This window comes from Mesorhizobium sp. C399B, assembly GCF_030323185.1.
Lineage (GTDB): Bacteria > Pseudomonadota > Alphaproteobacteria > Rhizobiales > Rhizobiaceae > Mesorhizobium.
Genome location: NZ_CP100472.1, coordinates 5,172,077 through 5,187,533 on the forward strand (window position 1 = coordinate 5,172,077; position 15,457 = coordinate 5,187,533).

Annotated in this window: 11 protein-coding genes; 1 reads left to right on the forward strand and 10 read right to left on the reverse strand. The window is 65.8% G+C overall.

The window, feature by feature from the left end:
- Positions 1–2: 2 nt before the first annotated feature.
- From tagH to tssA, 8 genes are read right to left on the reverse strand one after another with little or no spacing between them, the layout of a single operon-like run.
- A complete protein-coding gene (gene tagH / locus NLY36_RS24510) occupies positions 3–1,484 on the reverse strand; it encodes a type VI secretion system-associated FHA domain protein TagH (RefSeq protein WP_023735637.1) in 1,482 nt (493 codons plus the stop codon).
- Positions 1,484–2,524, reverse strand: a complete 1,041-nt coding sequence (tssG, locus tag NLY36_RS24515) for a type VI secretion system baseplate subunit TssG (protein ID WP_031201661.1) — start codon at positions 2,522–2,524, stop codon at positions 1,484–1,486. Before tssG ends, tagH begins: the two co-directional genes overlap by 1 nt.
- On the reverse strand, positions 2,488–4,362 hold the full coding sequence (gene tssF / locus NLY36_RS24520; RefSeq protein ID WP_023735636.1) for a type VI secretion system baseplate subunit TssF: 1,875 nt from the start codon (positions 4,360–4,362) through the stop codon (positions 2,488–2,490). Before tssF ends, tssG begins: the two co-directional genes overlap by 37 nt.
- Before the next feature lie 3 nt (positions 4,363–4,365).
- Complete coding sequence (gene tssE, locus NLY36_RS24525; RefSeq protein WP_023714850.1) at positions 4,366–5,121, reverse strand: type VI secretion system baseplate subunit TssE; 756 nt, start codon at positions 5,119–5,121, stop codon at positions 4,366–4,368.
- Positions 5,108–5,557 (reverse strand): Hcp family type VI secretion system effector, encoded by a 450-nt coding sequence (locus NLY36_RS24530; RefSeq protein WP_023673716.1) that lies wholly within the window; start codon positions 5,555–5,557, stop codon positions 5,108–5,110. The genes tssE and NLY36_RS24530 overlap by 14 nt, the downstream gene beginning before the upstream one ends.
- A gap of 52 nt (positions 5,558–5,609) precedes the next feature.
- Positions 5,610–7,115, reverse strand: coding sequence for a type VI secretion system contractile sheath large subunit (gene tssC / locus NLY36_RS24535; RefSeq protein WP_023682611.1), 1,506 nt, complete (start codon positions 7,113–7,115; stop codon positions 5,610–5,612).
- Between the two features lie 3 nt (positions 7,116–7,118).
- Positions 7,119–7,655 carry a type VI secretion system contractile sheath small subunit gene (gene tssB / locus NLY36_RS24540; RefSeq protein WP_023735635.1) on the reverse strand — a complete coding sequence of 179 codons (537 nt, stop codon included), beginning with the start codon at positions 7,653–7,655 and terminating at the stop codon, positions 7,119–7,121.
- A 6-nt stretch (positions 7,656–7,661) separates the two neighbouring features.
- On the reverse strand, positions 7,662–8,840 hold the full coding sequence (gene tssA / locus NLY36_RS24545) for a type VI secretion system protein TssA (protein WP_023687034.1): 1,179 nt from the start codon (positions 8,838–8,840) through the stop codon (positions 7,662–7,664).
- A 324-nt stretch (positions 8,841–9,164) separates the two neighbouring features.
- On the opposite strand from tssA, the gene tssH reads away from it, so the two are divergent.
- Complete coding sequence (gene tssH / locus NLY36_RS24550) at positions 9,165–11,966, forward strand: type VI secretion system ATPase TssH (RefSeq protein WP_023735634.1); 2,802 nt, start codon at positions 9,165–9,167, stop codon at positions 11,964–11,966.
- Here tssH and NLY36_RS24555 read toward each other — a convergent pair whose 3' ends face one another.
- Entirely contained in the window at positions 11,967–13,202 is a 1,236-nt protein-coding gene (locus NLY36_RS24555) for a VWA domain-containing protein (protein ID WP_023687036.1), read from the reverse strand.
- A 2-nt stretch (positions 13,203–13,204) separates the two neighbouring features.
- Positions 13,205–15,457 carry a DUF5682 family protein gene (locus NLY36_RS24560; protein ID WP_023735633.1) on the reverse strand — a complete coding sequence of 751 codons (2,253 nt, stop codon included), beginning with the start codon at positions 15,455–15,457 and terminating at the stop codon, positions 13,205–13,207.

Below are 15,457 nucleotides of genomic sequence, written 5' to 3' on the forward strand. Positions count from 1 at the left end.
TCTCAGTCCTCCTCATATGCATCACGAAAATCAGCGCCGATCTCGCCCAGAAAGCGCGTCTCGGCGCTGTGAGCGATTTCACGGTGGCGTTTCTGGTACAATTCCCAGAGCTTGGCGCCGCGCCCGCCGGTCAGCAGATTGCCGATCGCCGAGCTCGACTTCAGTTCCTGCTCGATCGCCGCCGGATCAAAGCGGTCGATCATGCGCTTGAGCGCGCCTTGCACGCCGCGCCAGGCGCGAACGTGATGCTGCGCCAGATCGCGCACCGCGTCCTTGATCGCCGCTTCGGCGCCGAGGAAACCGGGGCTGCGCTCGGCCAGCATGGTCACCAGCGCATCGTCGACCGAGGGCAGGAATTTGAGCGGGTTGACCTCGGACGCGCCAACCACGGTCTGCGCGACGCGAGCGTTGCCCTTCTCTTCGGCGCGCTTGCGCAAAAGCTGCATCAGCCCATCCATCATCAGCCGGTACTCGCGGCCGAACTTCTCCATGTCGGCCACCGGATCGCTGCCGGGAAAACCGGCCTCGTCCATGCCCATGCCGCGCAGGAAAGCGGCGCGCAATTCCGCGTCCGCCTGTCCGGCCGACGGCCGCGCCGCAGCTTGCCGGACAGGCGCGCGTGGTGGCGGTGGAGGCGGGGCTGGCGGTGGCCGCTGTGGCGATGGCTCGGCCGCGCGGACCGGCAGATCCCAGGGCGCCGGGGCAGGCGAGGGCGCATCCACTGCGCCGCCATCCGTCACGCCGGCGTCGAGGCTGGTGGACTCGGCAGGGCCGAAACCAAACCCGTCATCGAAGGCCGGCGGCTTCTCAGGATTGGATCTGCTAGGCTCTCTCGACAGCGGTGCGGAATCGAGGCCGAAGGGATCGTCGAACAGCGGCTTGCCAACACCCTTGTCGGGGGCGGTCTCGGCCACCGGCGTTGCCACAGGGTCGAGGCTGAACGGATCGTCGAACGCCTGCGAGCTGCGTTCATCGGACCGCGCACGCGCGAATGCGCCGGGCACCGGCTTTTCGAATGGATCGGGCAGGTTGGCAGGGCGTGGCCGTCCCGGCTCTTCTTCCGTGGTGGACGAAAAGAAATCGTCGCCGCCGAGGCTGACCGGCGCCCGCGACGCCGCCGGCTTACTGGCAGGCGCTGAAGGCCTGGAGGCCGGCGCCTCGGTCTTCGCCGTCTGCAAATCGACCCACACCACATAGTCGCCCAGTCGCAGTCGCATGCCGCTTTGCAGGCGCGCGGTATTTCCCGCGCCGAGCGGGCTGGCGGCATCGTCGATGAACAACCCACTGCTGGAGGTATCGGTGACGAAATAGCCGCCCTGCTTGCTGGTGATCTTGCAGTGGGCGCGCGAGACGAACATGTCGGGATCGTTGATCTGCCAGTCGGCGTCGGCGCTGCGGCCGATCACCAGCTCACCCTCGTCCAGCCGTGCCTGCCGCGTGACTTGCGCGCGGGGTCCCTGTTCGAGCGTCAGCAGCAGGCTCATCAGGCAACCTCTTCCCGCCAGCCGACGATGGTCCGCAACCGCATGTCGTCGGCGTCCCCCTTTTCGACCGGTCGCGCCAGCCAGGTGGTGCGGGCAAGCTGGACGGTGCCGAGCTTCGCCGGCGGCACTGCCTTTGCCGCAAGCACGATCCTGAGATCGACATCGATGGTCTCGCCGATCAGGTCGCGCACCGCCTGCTTCAACAGCTTCAGCCGCTCGCCGCCCGGCAGGAAGGCCTTGTAATCGATATAGCTGAGCGCGCCGATGCGCAGCTCGATGCGGCTCTGCCGGCTGAAGCTGCGCGGGCCGATGGTGGCGCTGCGGCCGAGCGTGGCATAGCTGCCGGCAAGCCGCGTCTGCAGCGCCTTGGGGATGGTCATCCAGGCCGCGACGAACTCCTTCAGCACCACCGGCACTTTGAAGGCTTCGGCCAGGAACAGCGTCAGTCGCTCGGGACCGTCGACCTGGCTGGCGAGCGAGGCGGCCTGGCGAAGTTTTACTGTATCGAGTTCGGCATCCTGCGTGCCCGGCAGCCCGATGCCGGCCATCGCTTCCAGCATGGAACGGACGCGGCCGCCGACACCGCGTTCGACCTGCACGGCCGGATGCGCATCCGCCCAGGCGCGATAATAAAGCGCGATCATCCGGTGCTGCAGGATGTTGACGAAATCGACGAAGGTCGTGTCGCTCGTTTGCCGCGCCTCGGCGCCTGCATACCAGCGCTGCGAAAGCCGATCGAGCACCCAGCGCGTCAGATGCAGCGGCATCGGCCCTTCAGGCCCGAGCAGGCCGAGATTGTTGACCGTCACCCGCGCCGGCGACTTGTCGGTCGGCTCGCGGAAATCCACCACGTCCTGCACTGCGAAGGACAGCCGCACATTCTGGCCGAGCCTTGCCGGCTCGCGGTCCGGCCGGCCGGAATGGCCGAACAGGCCGCCTTGCCGTTCGAGCCGGCGCAGCAGTTCGAAAAAGTCGAAACTCTCGGACAGGGTTGCGGCTCGCTCTAGATCAGGTAGCGATTGCCGGGCGTCATCGGCCATGGCACATCCTCCTGTTTCTGGAGCAACCGCGTGCGCGTGCGCACGAACCCGTTAATGCCGGCATGGCGGGCAAACAGCCGCGACAGCAGGCCCGACAGCAGCAGAGTGCTCTGTCCCGCCAGCACCGACTGGTCGACATGCAGCGTCACCTCCGTGCCGCGCCCAAAACACATTGGTCCTTCGATCGCCAGCCTTTCGATCACCGCGCGCGAATCGATGCGCACGATCGAGCGTACATTGCGGGCAAGCCCGGGATCGCCGCGTTCGGCATAGAGATCGAGCAGCGCATGCAGCGGATCGACGCCGCGGCCTTCCTTGGCCAGGCTGAGGAAGTTCAGCGCCAGCTGCGAGACCAGCCGCCAGGCCAGGTCGTCGGCGCGCGACTCGCTGTCGGCGCCGGTCGGCAGCGCTGCCGGGATGGCCGGCTGCGGCGAACGCAGCGCGCCGAGCAGCCGGACCGTCTCCACAGGGTCGCCGGCTTCCAGCGTCAGGGTCGGCGTGTCGTCGAGGATGGCCAGGTCGCGATTGGTGCAAAGCGCCATGATATCGACGCGCTTGAGCGGCCGGTTGGCCTGACTGTTGACTGGGCGCGACACCGCCAGGAAGACGTCGTCGCCGGCATAGGAGGTCCGCGTCACGCCCTGGCGCCGCTCGTCCTCGGTCGGCCGGCGCGGCCGCCGCTCCGTCGAATAGACCCAGCCGCTGCCGCGATTTTGCCCAAGGCTGAAGAGTTCCGGTATCTCCGCGTCGGGTCCCTCGGCATCGGCGTCTTCGACGCGGATGACGCGGTAGATTTCAAAGTCGCGCGCCCGCGTGCGGTCGGCATGCAGCACCTGGCGCGTCTTGCGCTGGTCGAGCTCGACGATGTTGCACTCGCGCTCGAAGAGATTGATGATCGGGGTGGCGAAGAGATCGAAATCCGCCGGCGTCAGATCGGCGAGTTCGGGCACCGGACGCCGGAACAGGAAGATGATTTCGAGCCCGGCCTGGCATTTGCGCACGACCGGCAGCAAGCCGGTGACGCGCCCATAATGGAAGCGCTCGGGCATCATGAAATATTCGCGCAGCAGGCGGTAGCCTTCGAAGGTCGGCCGCGTGCGCGGCATCAGCGCCTCGGCATCGGCAATGCCGACCATCTCCGGCGGCGGTAGCGGCGACAATGGATTGGTCTTGCCTTCCGGTCGAGCGCCGACACCAGAGCAGACTCCGAAGATGGCGTCGAAGATCAGCGGCGCCTTGGTGCGGTTGGCGAAATAGAAGTCGAGCCGGTCGAGCGCCAGTTCGTCGAGCTTGCCTTTGCCGGTCCGCGCCAGCGTGATGCGAAGTGCCGCTTCGCCGGCCTTGCCGGCGATCGGGCCGATGCCGGCGGCGGCAAGCGCGCTGCGGTCCTGGAAATAGCCGACCGAACTGATCGCGATCGGAAACAGCGTCATGTCCTGCGCGGTGGTGAAGGTGCAGCGTGTCGACAGGCCGGCCTGCAGGCTGGAGACCAGCCGCGTGCCGCGCTTGACGACGTGGCCGGCAAGCATTGTCTGCACCTGCTGGCCGGGCTTCAGCACCACCATGGCGGTTGCCGGCGCCGGCGTGACGAGATCGGGATAAAGCACGTCGAGGATGCTGCGCGAAAACCGCGAGCGCTCGGCATCCACCTTCAGGCGCGTGCGCGCGGCGAGGAAGGCGACGCCGTCGAGCAGCCGCTCCACATAGGGGTCGGGACACGGCACCGTATCCAGCGACAAATTGCGGGCAACCGCCGGATGCATGTCGGCGAACTCCGCCGCCAGCCCGCGTATGTGGGACAGTTCCTCCTCGTAATATTCTACGAAGACCCGGTCCATCTCTCAGGCTTCCCTGAACTCGGTGCGCGCCAGTCCGTTGTCGAGATTGATCGTCGTGCGCAGGCGCATGCGCTCGGGCGTCGGCGTCATGATCAGCACGGCGTCGATCTCGATCTTCAGGCCGGTCTTGTCGCCGAGGTTGACCGTGACTTTCGTCGCGCTCTCCTTCAGCCGCGGCTCGAATGCGGCGAGCACGGCGCGGATCTCGCGTGCCAGAACATCGCGATCGAAGTCGCGCGACGACCGGCCGGAGAAGGACGGCACGCCATAATTGACAACGCTGCGGCGCACCTCCGGAAAGTCGGCCAGCGATGTCGGACGGTCGGTCATCTGCTCGGCCTCGAGATCGGATAGCAGCGGCGCGGATTCGAAACGCTCGGTGTTGAACAGCGCCTCGATGTCGCGCCGCACGGCCTCGCGCAGCACATCGGGCGACACCACGATGCCTCGGCTTTCAAGCTCGCCACGGTGCCGGTTCTGAAACGCCAGCCGGTGCAGCCGGCGCTTCTGATCGGGGTTCAATGCGTCATCGGCGTCGATGCGCCTCGGTCCGTCTGCCAGCAGCTCGTCCAGGCGCTCTGCGCCAAGCTCCTCCTGCAGAGCCTGCCTGAGCCCGTCTATCTCCGAGCTCAGGCCCGGCAGATCGTTGACGAGGCGGTCCCACAGCGAAGGCTGTACCGCCTCGCGCTTGGCCCGTGAACCGCCCGCCTGTACCTTGTCGGCGGCAGGGCGCTTTGCTCGCCCCTCACTTGCCGACATAGACATCCATTTCGGCTTCGTCATTGTCGTCATAGACGAACTTGATCTTCTTGTAGGCGAAGGAGACTTCCTCCTGGATCAGGTCGGCTTCATCATCGGCCTGCGACATGTCGTATTCCATGATCGAGGCGTCGGTCAGGGTAACGACCAGATAGTCCTTGCTCTCGCCGTCGATGGTCCGCCGCGCGGAGAATTTGACCTCGTCCAGCGCCTTGTTTTCGAACAGGGCCTTGGCCAGATAGGGTGAGGCCTTGTCATAGTGCTTGGTGAACTTGATCATGCCCATCGACACGCGGCCTCGGCGCGAGAGGGAATTGGGGTCGTAGGGCGCGACCATCTTGTAATCGACGCCATGGATTTCGATCTCGTCGTCATGGCCGTCGCGTGTGCTGGGCCCCTTGATATCCGGAACTTTCAGAAAACCGTCGATCTTCATTGTGGGCATTTTCGTTCTCCACCGCTTTCAAACAAAGGTTTGGTTGCTGCAATCAGGTCTTCACGGACGGCAATTCCGACACCAGCCTGAGTGAGGCGTTGATGCCCTCCAGCTGGTAGTGCGGGCGCAGATAGAAGCGGGCGTTGTAGTAGCCCGGCCGGCCCTCCACGCTGTCGACCTGCACCTCGGCGGCGGCAAGCGGACGCTTGGCGCGCGCCTTGTCGTCGGCGAAGGCCGGGTTGGCCAGCACGTACCGGTTGATCCATTCGGTCAACCAGATCTGCATGTCGGTGCGTTCCTTGAACGATCCGACCTTGTCGCGCGCAATCGCCTTGAGGTAGTGCGCAAAGCGCGAGACCGGGAACAGATAGGGCAGGTTGGCGGAGAGCCGCTCATTGGACTGGGCGTCGGGGTCGACCAGGCGGCCCGCCCGCGTCTCGTCATCTTGCAGCGAATGGGCGCCGATAAAGGCCGCGAGATCGGTGTTCTTGCGATGCAGGATCGGCATCAGCCCGAGCTTGGCCAGTTCCGCCTCGCGCCGGTCGTCGATGGCGACTTCCGTCGGGCATTTCATCGCGATCGAGCCGTCATCGGTCGGGAAGGAGTGCACCGGCAGGTTAAGCACAGTGCCGCCATTTTCGACGCCGCGGATCTGGGTGCCCCAGCCATAGAGCTTGTGGCTGCGGTTGATGTTGACGCCCATCGGGAAGGCAGCGTTCATCCAGACATATTTGTTGTGATCGCCCTGCACTTCCTCCTCGAAGGAGAAGCCCTTGACCGGGACTGTCTCCGAGCCGTAGGGCAGCCGCGCCAGCACGCGCGGCATGGTCAGCCCGATATAGCGCGCATCCTCGCTCTCGCGCAGCGATTGCCACGAGGCGTAGGCCGGGTTGGAGACGATCTGCTGCAGGTCCTGTGGGTTGGGCAGTTCCTGCCAGCTGTCCATGCGGAACAGCCGTGGCGAGGCGGCGGCGATGAACGGCGTGTGCGCCGAGGCGCAGATGCCGGAGATGTTGCGCAACAGGCCGACGTCGCGCGGGTGGTTGGAGAACTCGTAGGCGCCGATGACGCAGCCGATCGGTTCGCCGCCGAGCATCGAATACTCGTCGGTGTAGACCTTCTTGAAGATCGGGCTCTGGTCCCACATCTGGCCTTCATAGTCTTCGAGCGTATCGGCCAGCTGCTCCTTGGAAATGTTCATCACCCGGATCTTCAGCTTCTGATCCGTCTCGGTGTTGTTGATGAGGTACCAGAGGCCGCGCCAGGTGCCTTCCATCTGCCGCACTTCCGGCGCGTGCAGGATTTCGTTGACCTGGGTCGTCAGCATCTTGTCGATGCCGGCGATCAACGACTTGATCGACTTGATCGAGTTGGACGAAATCGTCGTCGTCTCGGAGCGCGACTGCGCCGCCAGAGCCAGGTTGCGAACCAGCTGCTGCAGCTTCTCGCTGTCGTCCTTCTTGACCTTGAAGTCCTTCTCCAAGAGCTGGCTGAATTCGCCGAGATCGACGGCCTCGGCCTCGGCGACGGATGCTGCGGTCTTTTGCTGTTCGGCCATGATCTATTCCTCACCCTTGTCGTCGGACAGCGCCTGGGCGGCGATCTGGCCAAGCAGCGGCTGATTGTTCAGCAATTGGGCGATGCGCTTTTCGGCATCGACGCGGCCGTCCATGAAGCCGAGCAGCTCCTCGAGCTGGCGCCGCATCTTGAGGATTTCGGCCAGTTGCGGGACCTGTTCGGCGATCTTGTCGGGGGCGAAATCGCCCATCTTGGTGAAGGTCAGGTCAAGCGCCAGTTCTTCGTCGCGCTCCTGTCCCTCGGCCTGCGGCAGCGTGTTCTTCACCCGCGCCTTGACCCTGGGTCCCAGCGCTTCCATGAATTTGGGGAAGCGGTTGGCATCGGTCTCGACAAAGGAACGCTCGAGCACCGTCTTGGACGCTTCCCTGGTCTGCGATGCGCCCGACAGGTCGGCCATCACGCCCATGACGAACGGCAGTTCGATCGTCGTCGGGCTGCCGTAGGTTTCGACATCGTAGGCGATCTGCACGCGCGGGGCGCGATTTCGCTCGATGACCTTCGCTTTGCTTTCGGCTGGCATGTGTTGCTACCTTTCATCCTTCTGGGCAGTCTTCTTGGCGTCGGGAACGCCGGCGAGCAGCCGGAATTCCTTGAGCCCCGACGGGGCGAGGTCTTCCATCAGTTCAACGAAATCCATGTGCACCATCCTGCGCACCCGGCGGGCGAGATGCGGGATCGGACTCGACGGCTCGGTGCGGTCGTAGAACGCGACCACAAGGTCGAGGCACTTCACCACATCGTCGCGCGAGGAAATCCTGTCCGGGAGCCCCGCACCGGTCTCCGCGTAGCTTGCCATCGTCTCGGCTCCATGACCGTTTCTGACCGGCGCGGCCGGGCTTGCCGGGGGAGCAGCCGGGCTGGCAGCCCCCTTCGTCGCTGCCTCTTCCGTGGTCTCGACCGCCGTATTGCGTTCCAGCGTCGTCAGCACGCGCTGCAAAAATCGTTTCAGGTCCGGGACGGCGGCCCCGTTGCTGTCAAGACGGGCATTCAGGGCCGCATCGACCGCGTCGAGCGCCTCGATCGCTGCGTGCGCCCCGGCGATGAGCGCTGTCATCTGTTCACCGGCCTGGTCCTGATGGGCGGCACAACCGCTGCCCACCCGGTTCAGGAGCTGTCCGTGCGCGCTGACCAGCGCTGCCTTCTCCGTGGCATTCAATCCCGACGCCGCTTCCTGAAGCATGACGCGATCGTCGAGCGCACCCTGTTCGAGATCGCGTCCGCTGATCGGCCCGATGGGACGCGGCGCGAAGAAGACCATCTGCCTGAGGTTCGCCAGCAGGCCTTCCTGGCCGTTCTGCAGGTCGGCCAGCGCGTTGAGGCGGCGCAGGGCGGCCTCGCGTGGTTGGGGGCTGGCCCGCAGCGCCGGGTGCATCGTCTCCCAATGCGTCTCGAAGGTCCTTGCAATCAGGGTCAGGCCCTGTGCCAGTCCGGCCAGCCCCTCTTCATTGGCCAGCGCCCGGGCGACAATGACAAGCAGGCGCAGGTCGCGGCCATGCGAACGCAACTCCTCGGCCTTGCCGAGCACGGCAGGCCAGTCGACCGGAATGGTCGATTGCGCGGCTGGCTTGTTGCGCCCGTCATGGACGACCTTGACCTGCGGCTCCGTGAGCCGCTCCAGCTCATGAAAAGCCGGATCGTTGCGCAAGTCTTCGCCTGACGGATTTTCACCGTCCAGCGGAGCAAGCCAGAGTGCGAGATCGATCACAGATACCCCCGGCGACCGGCTCTAAAACCGTACGTGACCCAACGTTAGCACACGGTTGCATATTCCCACAATTCGCCATCCGCTCAAAAGTTAACGAGCGCTAATGAATGTCGGTGCAACTGCGTCTCGGATGGCGCAATTCATGGCGTGCTTGGCCAACCTCGTATGTGAAGCGCATCGCATAGGATTAGAAAAAATCGTGGTTGTCTGCATTTGGCGGCGCGGGACTCTCCACAAAGGGAAAAGGCCGGCTGCATCAAGCGCTTTGTCAAGCGGCTGCTTATGTGGCAGGCTGTCGACGGGCAGATTGCAGGAGCACGTTCGATGGAACAGCGCCGGTCGTCGCAGGGGTTCAAACGCAAGGAACTGGTTGGCAAGCTCAATCCGGTCTGCCTGCGCGCCTTCAAGGCCGCCGCCGACAGCGCCAAGCTGCGCGGCAATCCTTACGTCGAACTCGTCCATTTCATAGAACAACTGGTGCTGTCCGAGCGTTCGGATGTGCAGATGATCATTGCCGATGCCGGCGTCGATGCCAGCCGGCTTACCAGCGAAATGACCCGCGCCGTCGACAAGCTGCCCTACGGCGCCACCTCGATCGAGGAATTTTCCGACCACATCTTTCACGCCATCCAGGAGGCCTGGAACCTGGCGACGCTGGAATTCGGCATGGAGGAGGTCCGCAGCGCCCATGTCGTGCTCGCCTGCCTGAAGACGCCGGTGCTGGAAGGCCTGGTGGCGAAGATCAGCGGCGAATTCGACAAGATCGACGCCGACGGGGTCATCGCCCGCTTTGCCGAGGTGGTGGACGGTTCGCTCGAAGCCGGCGCCACGGCAGCAGTGGCTCCCACCGCGGAGGCGCCGCGGCGAGCTCCGGGCGGGGATTCCGCGCTGGCCAAATACGCCACAGACCTCACCCAGCGCGCCCATGACGGCAAGATCGACCCGGTCGTCGGCCGAGACCCGGAGATCCGGCAGATCATCGATATCCTGATGCGGCGCCGGCAGAACAACCCGATCCTGACCGGCGAGGCCGGTGTCGGCAAGACCGCGGTGGTCGAGGGCTTTGCCCTGCGCATCGCCCAGGGCGACGTGCCGCCGCCGCTGCAAGGCATCAGCGTGCGCATGCTCGACGTCGGCCTGATGCAGGCCGGGGCAAGCGTCAAGGGCGAGTTCGAGAAGCGCCTGAAGGCGGTCATCGACGAGGTCCAATCCTCCGAGACGCCGGTCATCCTGTTCATCGACGAGGCGCACACGCTGATCGGCGCCGGTGGTGCCGCCGGAACCGGCGACGCCGCCAATCTCTTGAAGCCGGCGCTGGCGCGCGGCGAATTGCGCACCATCGCTGCAACCACCTGGGCCGAATACAAGCAGCACATCGAAAAGGACCCGGCGCTGACCCGCCGTTTCCAGGTGGTCAAGATCGACGAGCCGTCGGAAGCGGTCGCCGTGCTCATGCTGCGCGGCGTAGCCGGCGTGCTCGAACAGCATCACGAAGTGCAGATCCTGGACGAGGCGATCGAGGCGGCGGTCGGCCTGTCGCATCGCTACATCCCGGCGCGGCAATTGCCCGACAAGGCGGTCAGCCTGCTCGACACCGCTTGCGCCAGGGTCGCGATCTCGCAGCATGCGACGCCGGCCGAGGTCGAGGACATTTTGCGGCGCCGCCAGGCGCTGGAAGTCGAAAGCGGCATCATCGGCCGCGAGGCCGCGATCGGCATCGAAGTAACTGACCGGCAGGCGCGGGTCGAGGCCGGGCTCACTGAGGCCGGGACCATGCTCGCCGCCGCCGAGGAGCGCTGGGAGCGCGAAAAGGCGCTGGTTGCCGAGATCCTCGAACTGCGCGCGCGGCTGCGCGGCGACGGCGTGCCGCTCGATGCGGTGGCGACAACCGAGGCCGATGCCGAACCAGCAGCGCCGGACGAAGAAAAGACCAAGGTGCCCAAGGCTGAACCGCCCAAGGCCGAAACGTCCAAGCCTGAAAAGCCGAAGGCCAAAGCGTTCGAGACCGAAGCGCCGGCTGCCGAAGCTGCGCCAGATCCTGCCGCCGATCTGGCGCGGCTGCGTGAACTCATGGCCGAGCTTGCCACCGCGCAAGGCGAGACGCCGCTGATCCTGCCGTCGGTCGACCGCAATGCGGTCGCTGCCGTGGTCCAGGACTGGACCGGCATCCCGACGGGCAGGATGCTGTCCAGCCAGACCGAAAAGGCGCTCAAGCTCGCCGACACTTTGTCCGAACGAGTCGTCGGCCAGGATCACGCCATGGAGATGATCGCCAAGCGCGTGCAGACCAGCCGCGCCGGGCTCGGAGCGCCGGAAAAGCCGGTCGGCGTGTTCCTGCTCTGCGGCCCCTCGGGAGTCGGCAAGACCGAGACGGCCCTGGCGCTGGCCGAGACGCTCTATGGCGGCGAGCAGAACCTGATCTCGATCAACATGTCCGAATTCCAGGAGGCGCACACCGTCTCGACGCTCAAGGGCGCACCGCCCGGCTATGTCGGCTACGGCAAGGGTGGCATTCTCACCGAGGCCGTGCGCCGAAAACCCTATTCGGTGATCCTGCTCGACGAGGTCGAGAAGGCGCATCCCGACGTCCACGAGATCTTTTTCCAGGTCTTCGACAAGGGCATGATGGATGACAGCGAGGGAAGGCGCATCGACTTCAAGAACACGCTGATCCTGCTGACGTCCAATGTCGGCTCCGAAGTCATCATGGAGCGGACCGGCAACGGCACGGTGAGGGCAGGGCTCGACGGCCTCGATGCTGCCCTGCGCGCTCCACTGCTGAAGGTGTTTCCAGCGGCCTTCCTCGGCCGCGTCGTGACCATCCCTTACTATCCGCTTTCGGATTCGATGATCGAGGCCATCACCCGCCATCAGTTCGGCAAGATCGCGCGGCGGCTGCGCGCCAGCCACGACGCCGAACTGGTGATCGGCGACGGCGTCATGGCGCTGGTCAAGGCGCGCTGCACCGAAATCGAGTCCGGTGGCCGCATGATCGACGCCATCCTCACCAACACGCTGTTGCCGGAACTCAGCCGCGGCGTGCTGAACCGGTCGCTCGACGGCGAGAAGATGACCAAGGTGACCGTCAGCGCTTCCACTGACGGGTTTGCCTATTCGTTCGAATAGTCAGGCCTGACTGCTCGGCTCCGTCTCGGCGCGGATCAGCTTGATGTCGGCGCCGGCTGCCCAGGCGCCGATATCCTCGCGCCGCAACGCCGCCGCCATCATGTCGGGAAACAGGTCCGGCGTGCAGGCGAAGACCGGTATGCCCAGTGCCGCGACCGAAGCCGACATCGCCGGATCATAGCCCGGCCGGCCCTGATCGGTCAGCGCCAGCAGCACGATGACATTGACGCCGGACCGGACCAGCGCCGCAAGCCGCCGCAGCAAGTCCTGGCCGTTGCCGCCCTCATAGAGGTCGGTGATCAGCACGAAGTGGGATTTGGTCGGCCGCTCGATGCGGTCGGCGCAATAGGCGACCGCCTGGTTGATGTCGGTGCCGCCGCCGAGCTGCACGCCAAACAGCACCTCGACCGGGTCGCTGAGCTCTTCGGTCAGGTCGACGATGGCCGTGTCGAAACAGACCAGCTTGGTGCGCACGACCGGCAGCGACGCCATCACCGCGGCGAAAATCGAGGCGTAGATCACCGAGCTCGCCATCGAGCCGGACTGGTCGACGCACAGCACCACTTCGTCGAGATCGACCAGCCGGCGTTGCTTGCGCATGAAGCCGACCAGTTTTTCCGGCACGACGGTTTTGTGCTCAGGCTGGTAGTGGCGAAGATTGGCCGAGATGGTGCGCGGCCAGTCGATGTCGCGTTGGCGCGGCCGGTTGGTGCGTCGCGACTTGTCGAGCGCGCCACGGATCGCCTCGGCGGTCTTCTGCTCCAGCCGCTGCATCAGCTTGGCAACGATGTCGGCGATGATGGTGCGGGCGATGTCCTTGGTCTTGGCCGGCATCACCGAACGCAGCGAGATCAGGTCGGCGACGAGGTTGACGTCGGCCTCGATCGCCTTGAGGAATTCCGGCTCCATCAGCATCTGCTTCAGGTTCAGCCGCTCAAAGGCATCCTTCTGGACGATCTGGACCACCTGGGCGGGAAAGAAGGAGCGGATATCGCCCATCCATTGCGCCACGCGTGGCGCCGAGCGGCCGAGCCCGCCGCGCCGCTTGCGCGGGTCGGCATCGGCATTGGCGCCGTCGCCGTAAAGCGCATCGAGCGCCGAAGACAGTTTTTTGTCATCACTGGAAAGGGCGGAGGAAGCCTCGTCATCGGCGCCGATCGCCAGCCGCCAGCGGCGCTCGCGCCCGCTATCGGAGGATGCTGGGCCGGGTTCGGGCACTTCGGCTTCGTCATCCATTGTCACACTCCGCCCGCCAGCAATGGCCCAAGCCGCTCCAGGTGACGGCGCCAGCCCTCGCCGCCATCCGGCGCCGGCGTCAGGCCGGCCGGCAACCTTGCGGTGCGGCCGAGCACGGCCTCGATCAACCGCTGCCGCTCCATCGAGTCCAGATTGGAGAAGACGCGGCGCAGCAATGGCAGATGCGCGATGAAAGCGTCCTCGCCGAGCGATTTCAGCCACCCATCGACGGCGCCGCGCAGGCCCTCGTCGTAGATCAGCCGCTGGCCGGCAGTGCTGAAGAAACCTTCGAAGAACCCCGCTGCCTGGGCGACCGGCGTCCCCGGCGACAGCCTGCGTCCGAGCAGCCCGGCGGCGTCCTCTGCCGACAGTTGGCCGGCTTCATAGAGCAGATGCGCGGCGCAGCCGGCGAGCAGCGCCGTCGAGCCCGGACCTTCCAGCACGCCGGTCAGGCCGTTGCGCCATGCATCGAGCACGCCTTCGCCGGGCTCGACCAGCCGGATGGCCGTGTCGGCCTTGCGCACAGCACCGACCAGCGTGGTGGCGGCCTGCTCGTCCAGGTCGCGCACCGCATAGGGCAGCGCGATCGCGCCTTCGACGATCAACCGTTCCAACAAACCGGACAGCCGGTTGGTTTCGGTCTTGCGCGCCTCGCCGTAACGGATGATGTCGGCAAGCGGCGGCACCGAGGCCAGCATCTCCAGGCATTCGCTGCTGTGCGCTGCGCGCGCCTCCAACGCTACAAGGCCGGCGCTCGCGGCCTCCGACAGATCCGCCGTAATGGCGCTCTGGACAAGGGCGGCAAGCGTGTCGAGGCTCGCGGCCGCACCGAGCATCTGGATCAGGCGGCCATTGGCGGCCTTTTTGATAGTCGGGCCGTAGATCAGGTTCTCGACCAGGCGCACGGCATATTCCGGCTCCCAGGCCAGCGTCCATTTTTCGCGAAAGGTGCCGCGGCTGCGGCCGGCGTCGGCCAGCCTGCCCCATTGCACGCCAAGCACGTCCAGCCGGTGCAGCAATGTCGAACGAAACAGTCCGCTTTCGCTGCGCAGATCGACCGACAGCTCGCGTTCCAGCGCCTCCGGCTTCAGCCGCGCCGCCTTCTGGTTGCGCTGCAGGTCCTCGATCAGCGGCGCCAGCGGCGTGTCGGGCGGAATCTCGCCGACATCCGCGCCCAAAAGCAGCTCGGCCTCGACCAGCGCCCACAGCACCGCTTCGCCGTTGAACAGCGCCGCGATCGCGGCATCGCGCAATTCCTCGAAGCCGGGCTTCGGCCGCTCGCGAATGGCAGCCAGTGTGCGCGCAAGCCGCTCGGCCTCGATCAGCGACGCGGTCGACACCAGATGGCCCTTCGCCCGCAGCACCGCCGCGATCGTCGCCAGCCACAGCGTCGCGGCGTCGCGCCGCCCTCGTGTGCGCCATAGATGCTTGCACCAGCCGGGCGCGACGACGCCAGCGCCATAACCATAGCCCAGCGCAAGACGCGGCCCGGTCCATGGCGCCCATGTCATGATGCTTTTGCGCCGGGCAATTCCCTTGATCAGCGCCTGGTCGTTCTTCTGCGTGTGCGCGGCCTGCAGGGCCGGCACATGCCATGCGCCGCAGACGACGGCGATCGGTCCGGCGAATTCCTTGCGCGCGGCGGCGATTTCCAATCGCATATGCGCTTCACGCTTGGCCTCGAACGGCGCGATCGCACCTTCGCCGTCGCGCAGCGTCGTCATCGCATCGGTGATGGCAGCGAAGATTGGACCCGGCTGCGGATTCTGCTCGATAATGTCGGCCCACCAGCTTTCGCCATCTTCATAGCCGGCGGCCGCAGCCAGCGTGCCGATCGGGTCGCGATGCGATGCGGGCTCGCCATCCTCACCGGTTTCGTCCTTGGGTTCGGGCTTGTCGGCGTCAGCCGTTTTGTCGGTGTCGTCGGTTGCCGGTGCCGCGAACCGTGCCGATGACGGCAGGTCGATGAACCGCAATGCCGCCTTGTTCTCCACCGCCCACACCGCCGCCTGGTATTCCGGCGAGAACTCGGCGAACGGCCAGAAACTTGTCGCGGCCGGATCGTCCTCGGGGTAGCAGAGCAGCGCCACCGGCGGCTGCATCTGCGGGCGCGCCAGCAATGGCAGCAGGGCGGACGCGTCGCTCGGCCCTTCGATCAGCACCGCGACCGGCTGCAAGTCCCGCAGCGCCTGCACCAGGCTGTCGGCGGAGCCCGGCCCGTGATGGCGGATGCCGAAATAGGCGACGTCGCTCAT

Excerpts from the sequence above, each read along its gene's own strand:
- tagH (WP_023735637.1), bottom strand. The coding sequence starts at position 1,484 with ATGAGCCTGCTGCTGACGCTCGAACAGGGACCCCGCGCGCAAGTCACG.
- tssG (WP_031201661.1), bottom strand. The coding sequence starts at position 2,524 with ATGGCCGATGACGCCCGGCAATCGCTACCTGATCTAGAGCGAGCCGCA.
- tssF (WP_023735636.1), bottom strand. The coding sequence starts at position 4,362 with ATGGACCGGGTCTTCGTAGAATATTACGAGGAGGAACTGTCCCACATA.
- tssE (WP_023714850.1), bottom strand. The coding sequence starts at position 5,121 with ATGTCGGCAAGTGAGGGGCGAGCAAAGCGCCCTGCCGCCGACAAGGTA.
- NLY36_RS24530 (WP_023673716.1), bottom strand. The coding sequence starts at position 5,557 with ATGAAGATCGACGGTTTTCTGAAAGTTCCGGATATCAAGGGGCCCAGC.
- tssC (WP_023682611.1), bottom strand. The coding sequence starts at position 7,115 with ATGGCCGAACAGCAAAAGACCGCAGCATCCGTCGCCGAGGCCGAGGCC.
- tssB (WP_023735635.1), bottom strand. The coding sequence starts at position 7,655 with ATGCCAGCCGAAAGCAAAGCGAAGGTCATCGAGCGAAATCGCGCCCCG.
- tssH (WP_023735634.1), top strand. The coding sequence starts at position 9,165 with ATGGAACAGCGCCGGTCGTCGCAGGGGTTCAAACGCAAGGAACTGGTT.
- NLY36_RS24555 (WP_023687036.1), bottom strand. The coding sequence starts at position 13,202 with ATGGATGACGAAGCCGAAGTGCCCGAACCCGGCCCAGCATCCTCCGAT.
- NLY36_RS24560 (WP_023735633.1), bottom strand. The coding sequence starts at position 15,457 with ATGAGCGACGTCGCCTATTTCGGCATCCGCCATCACGGGCCGGGCTCC.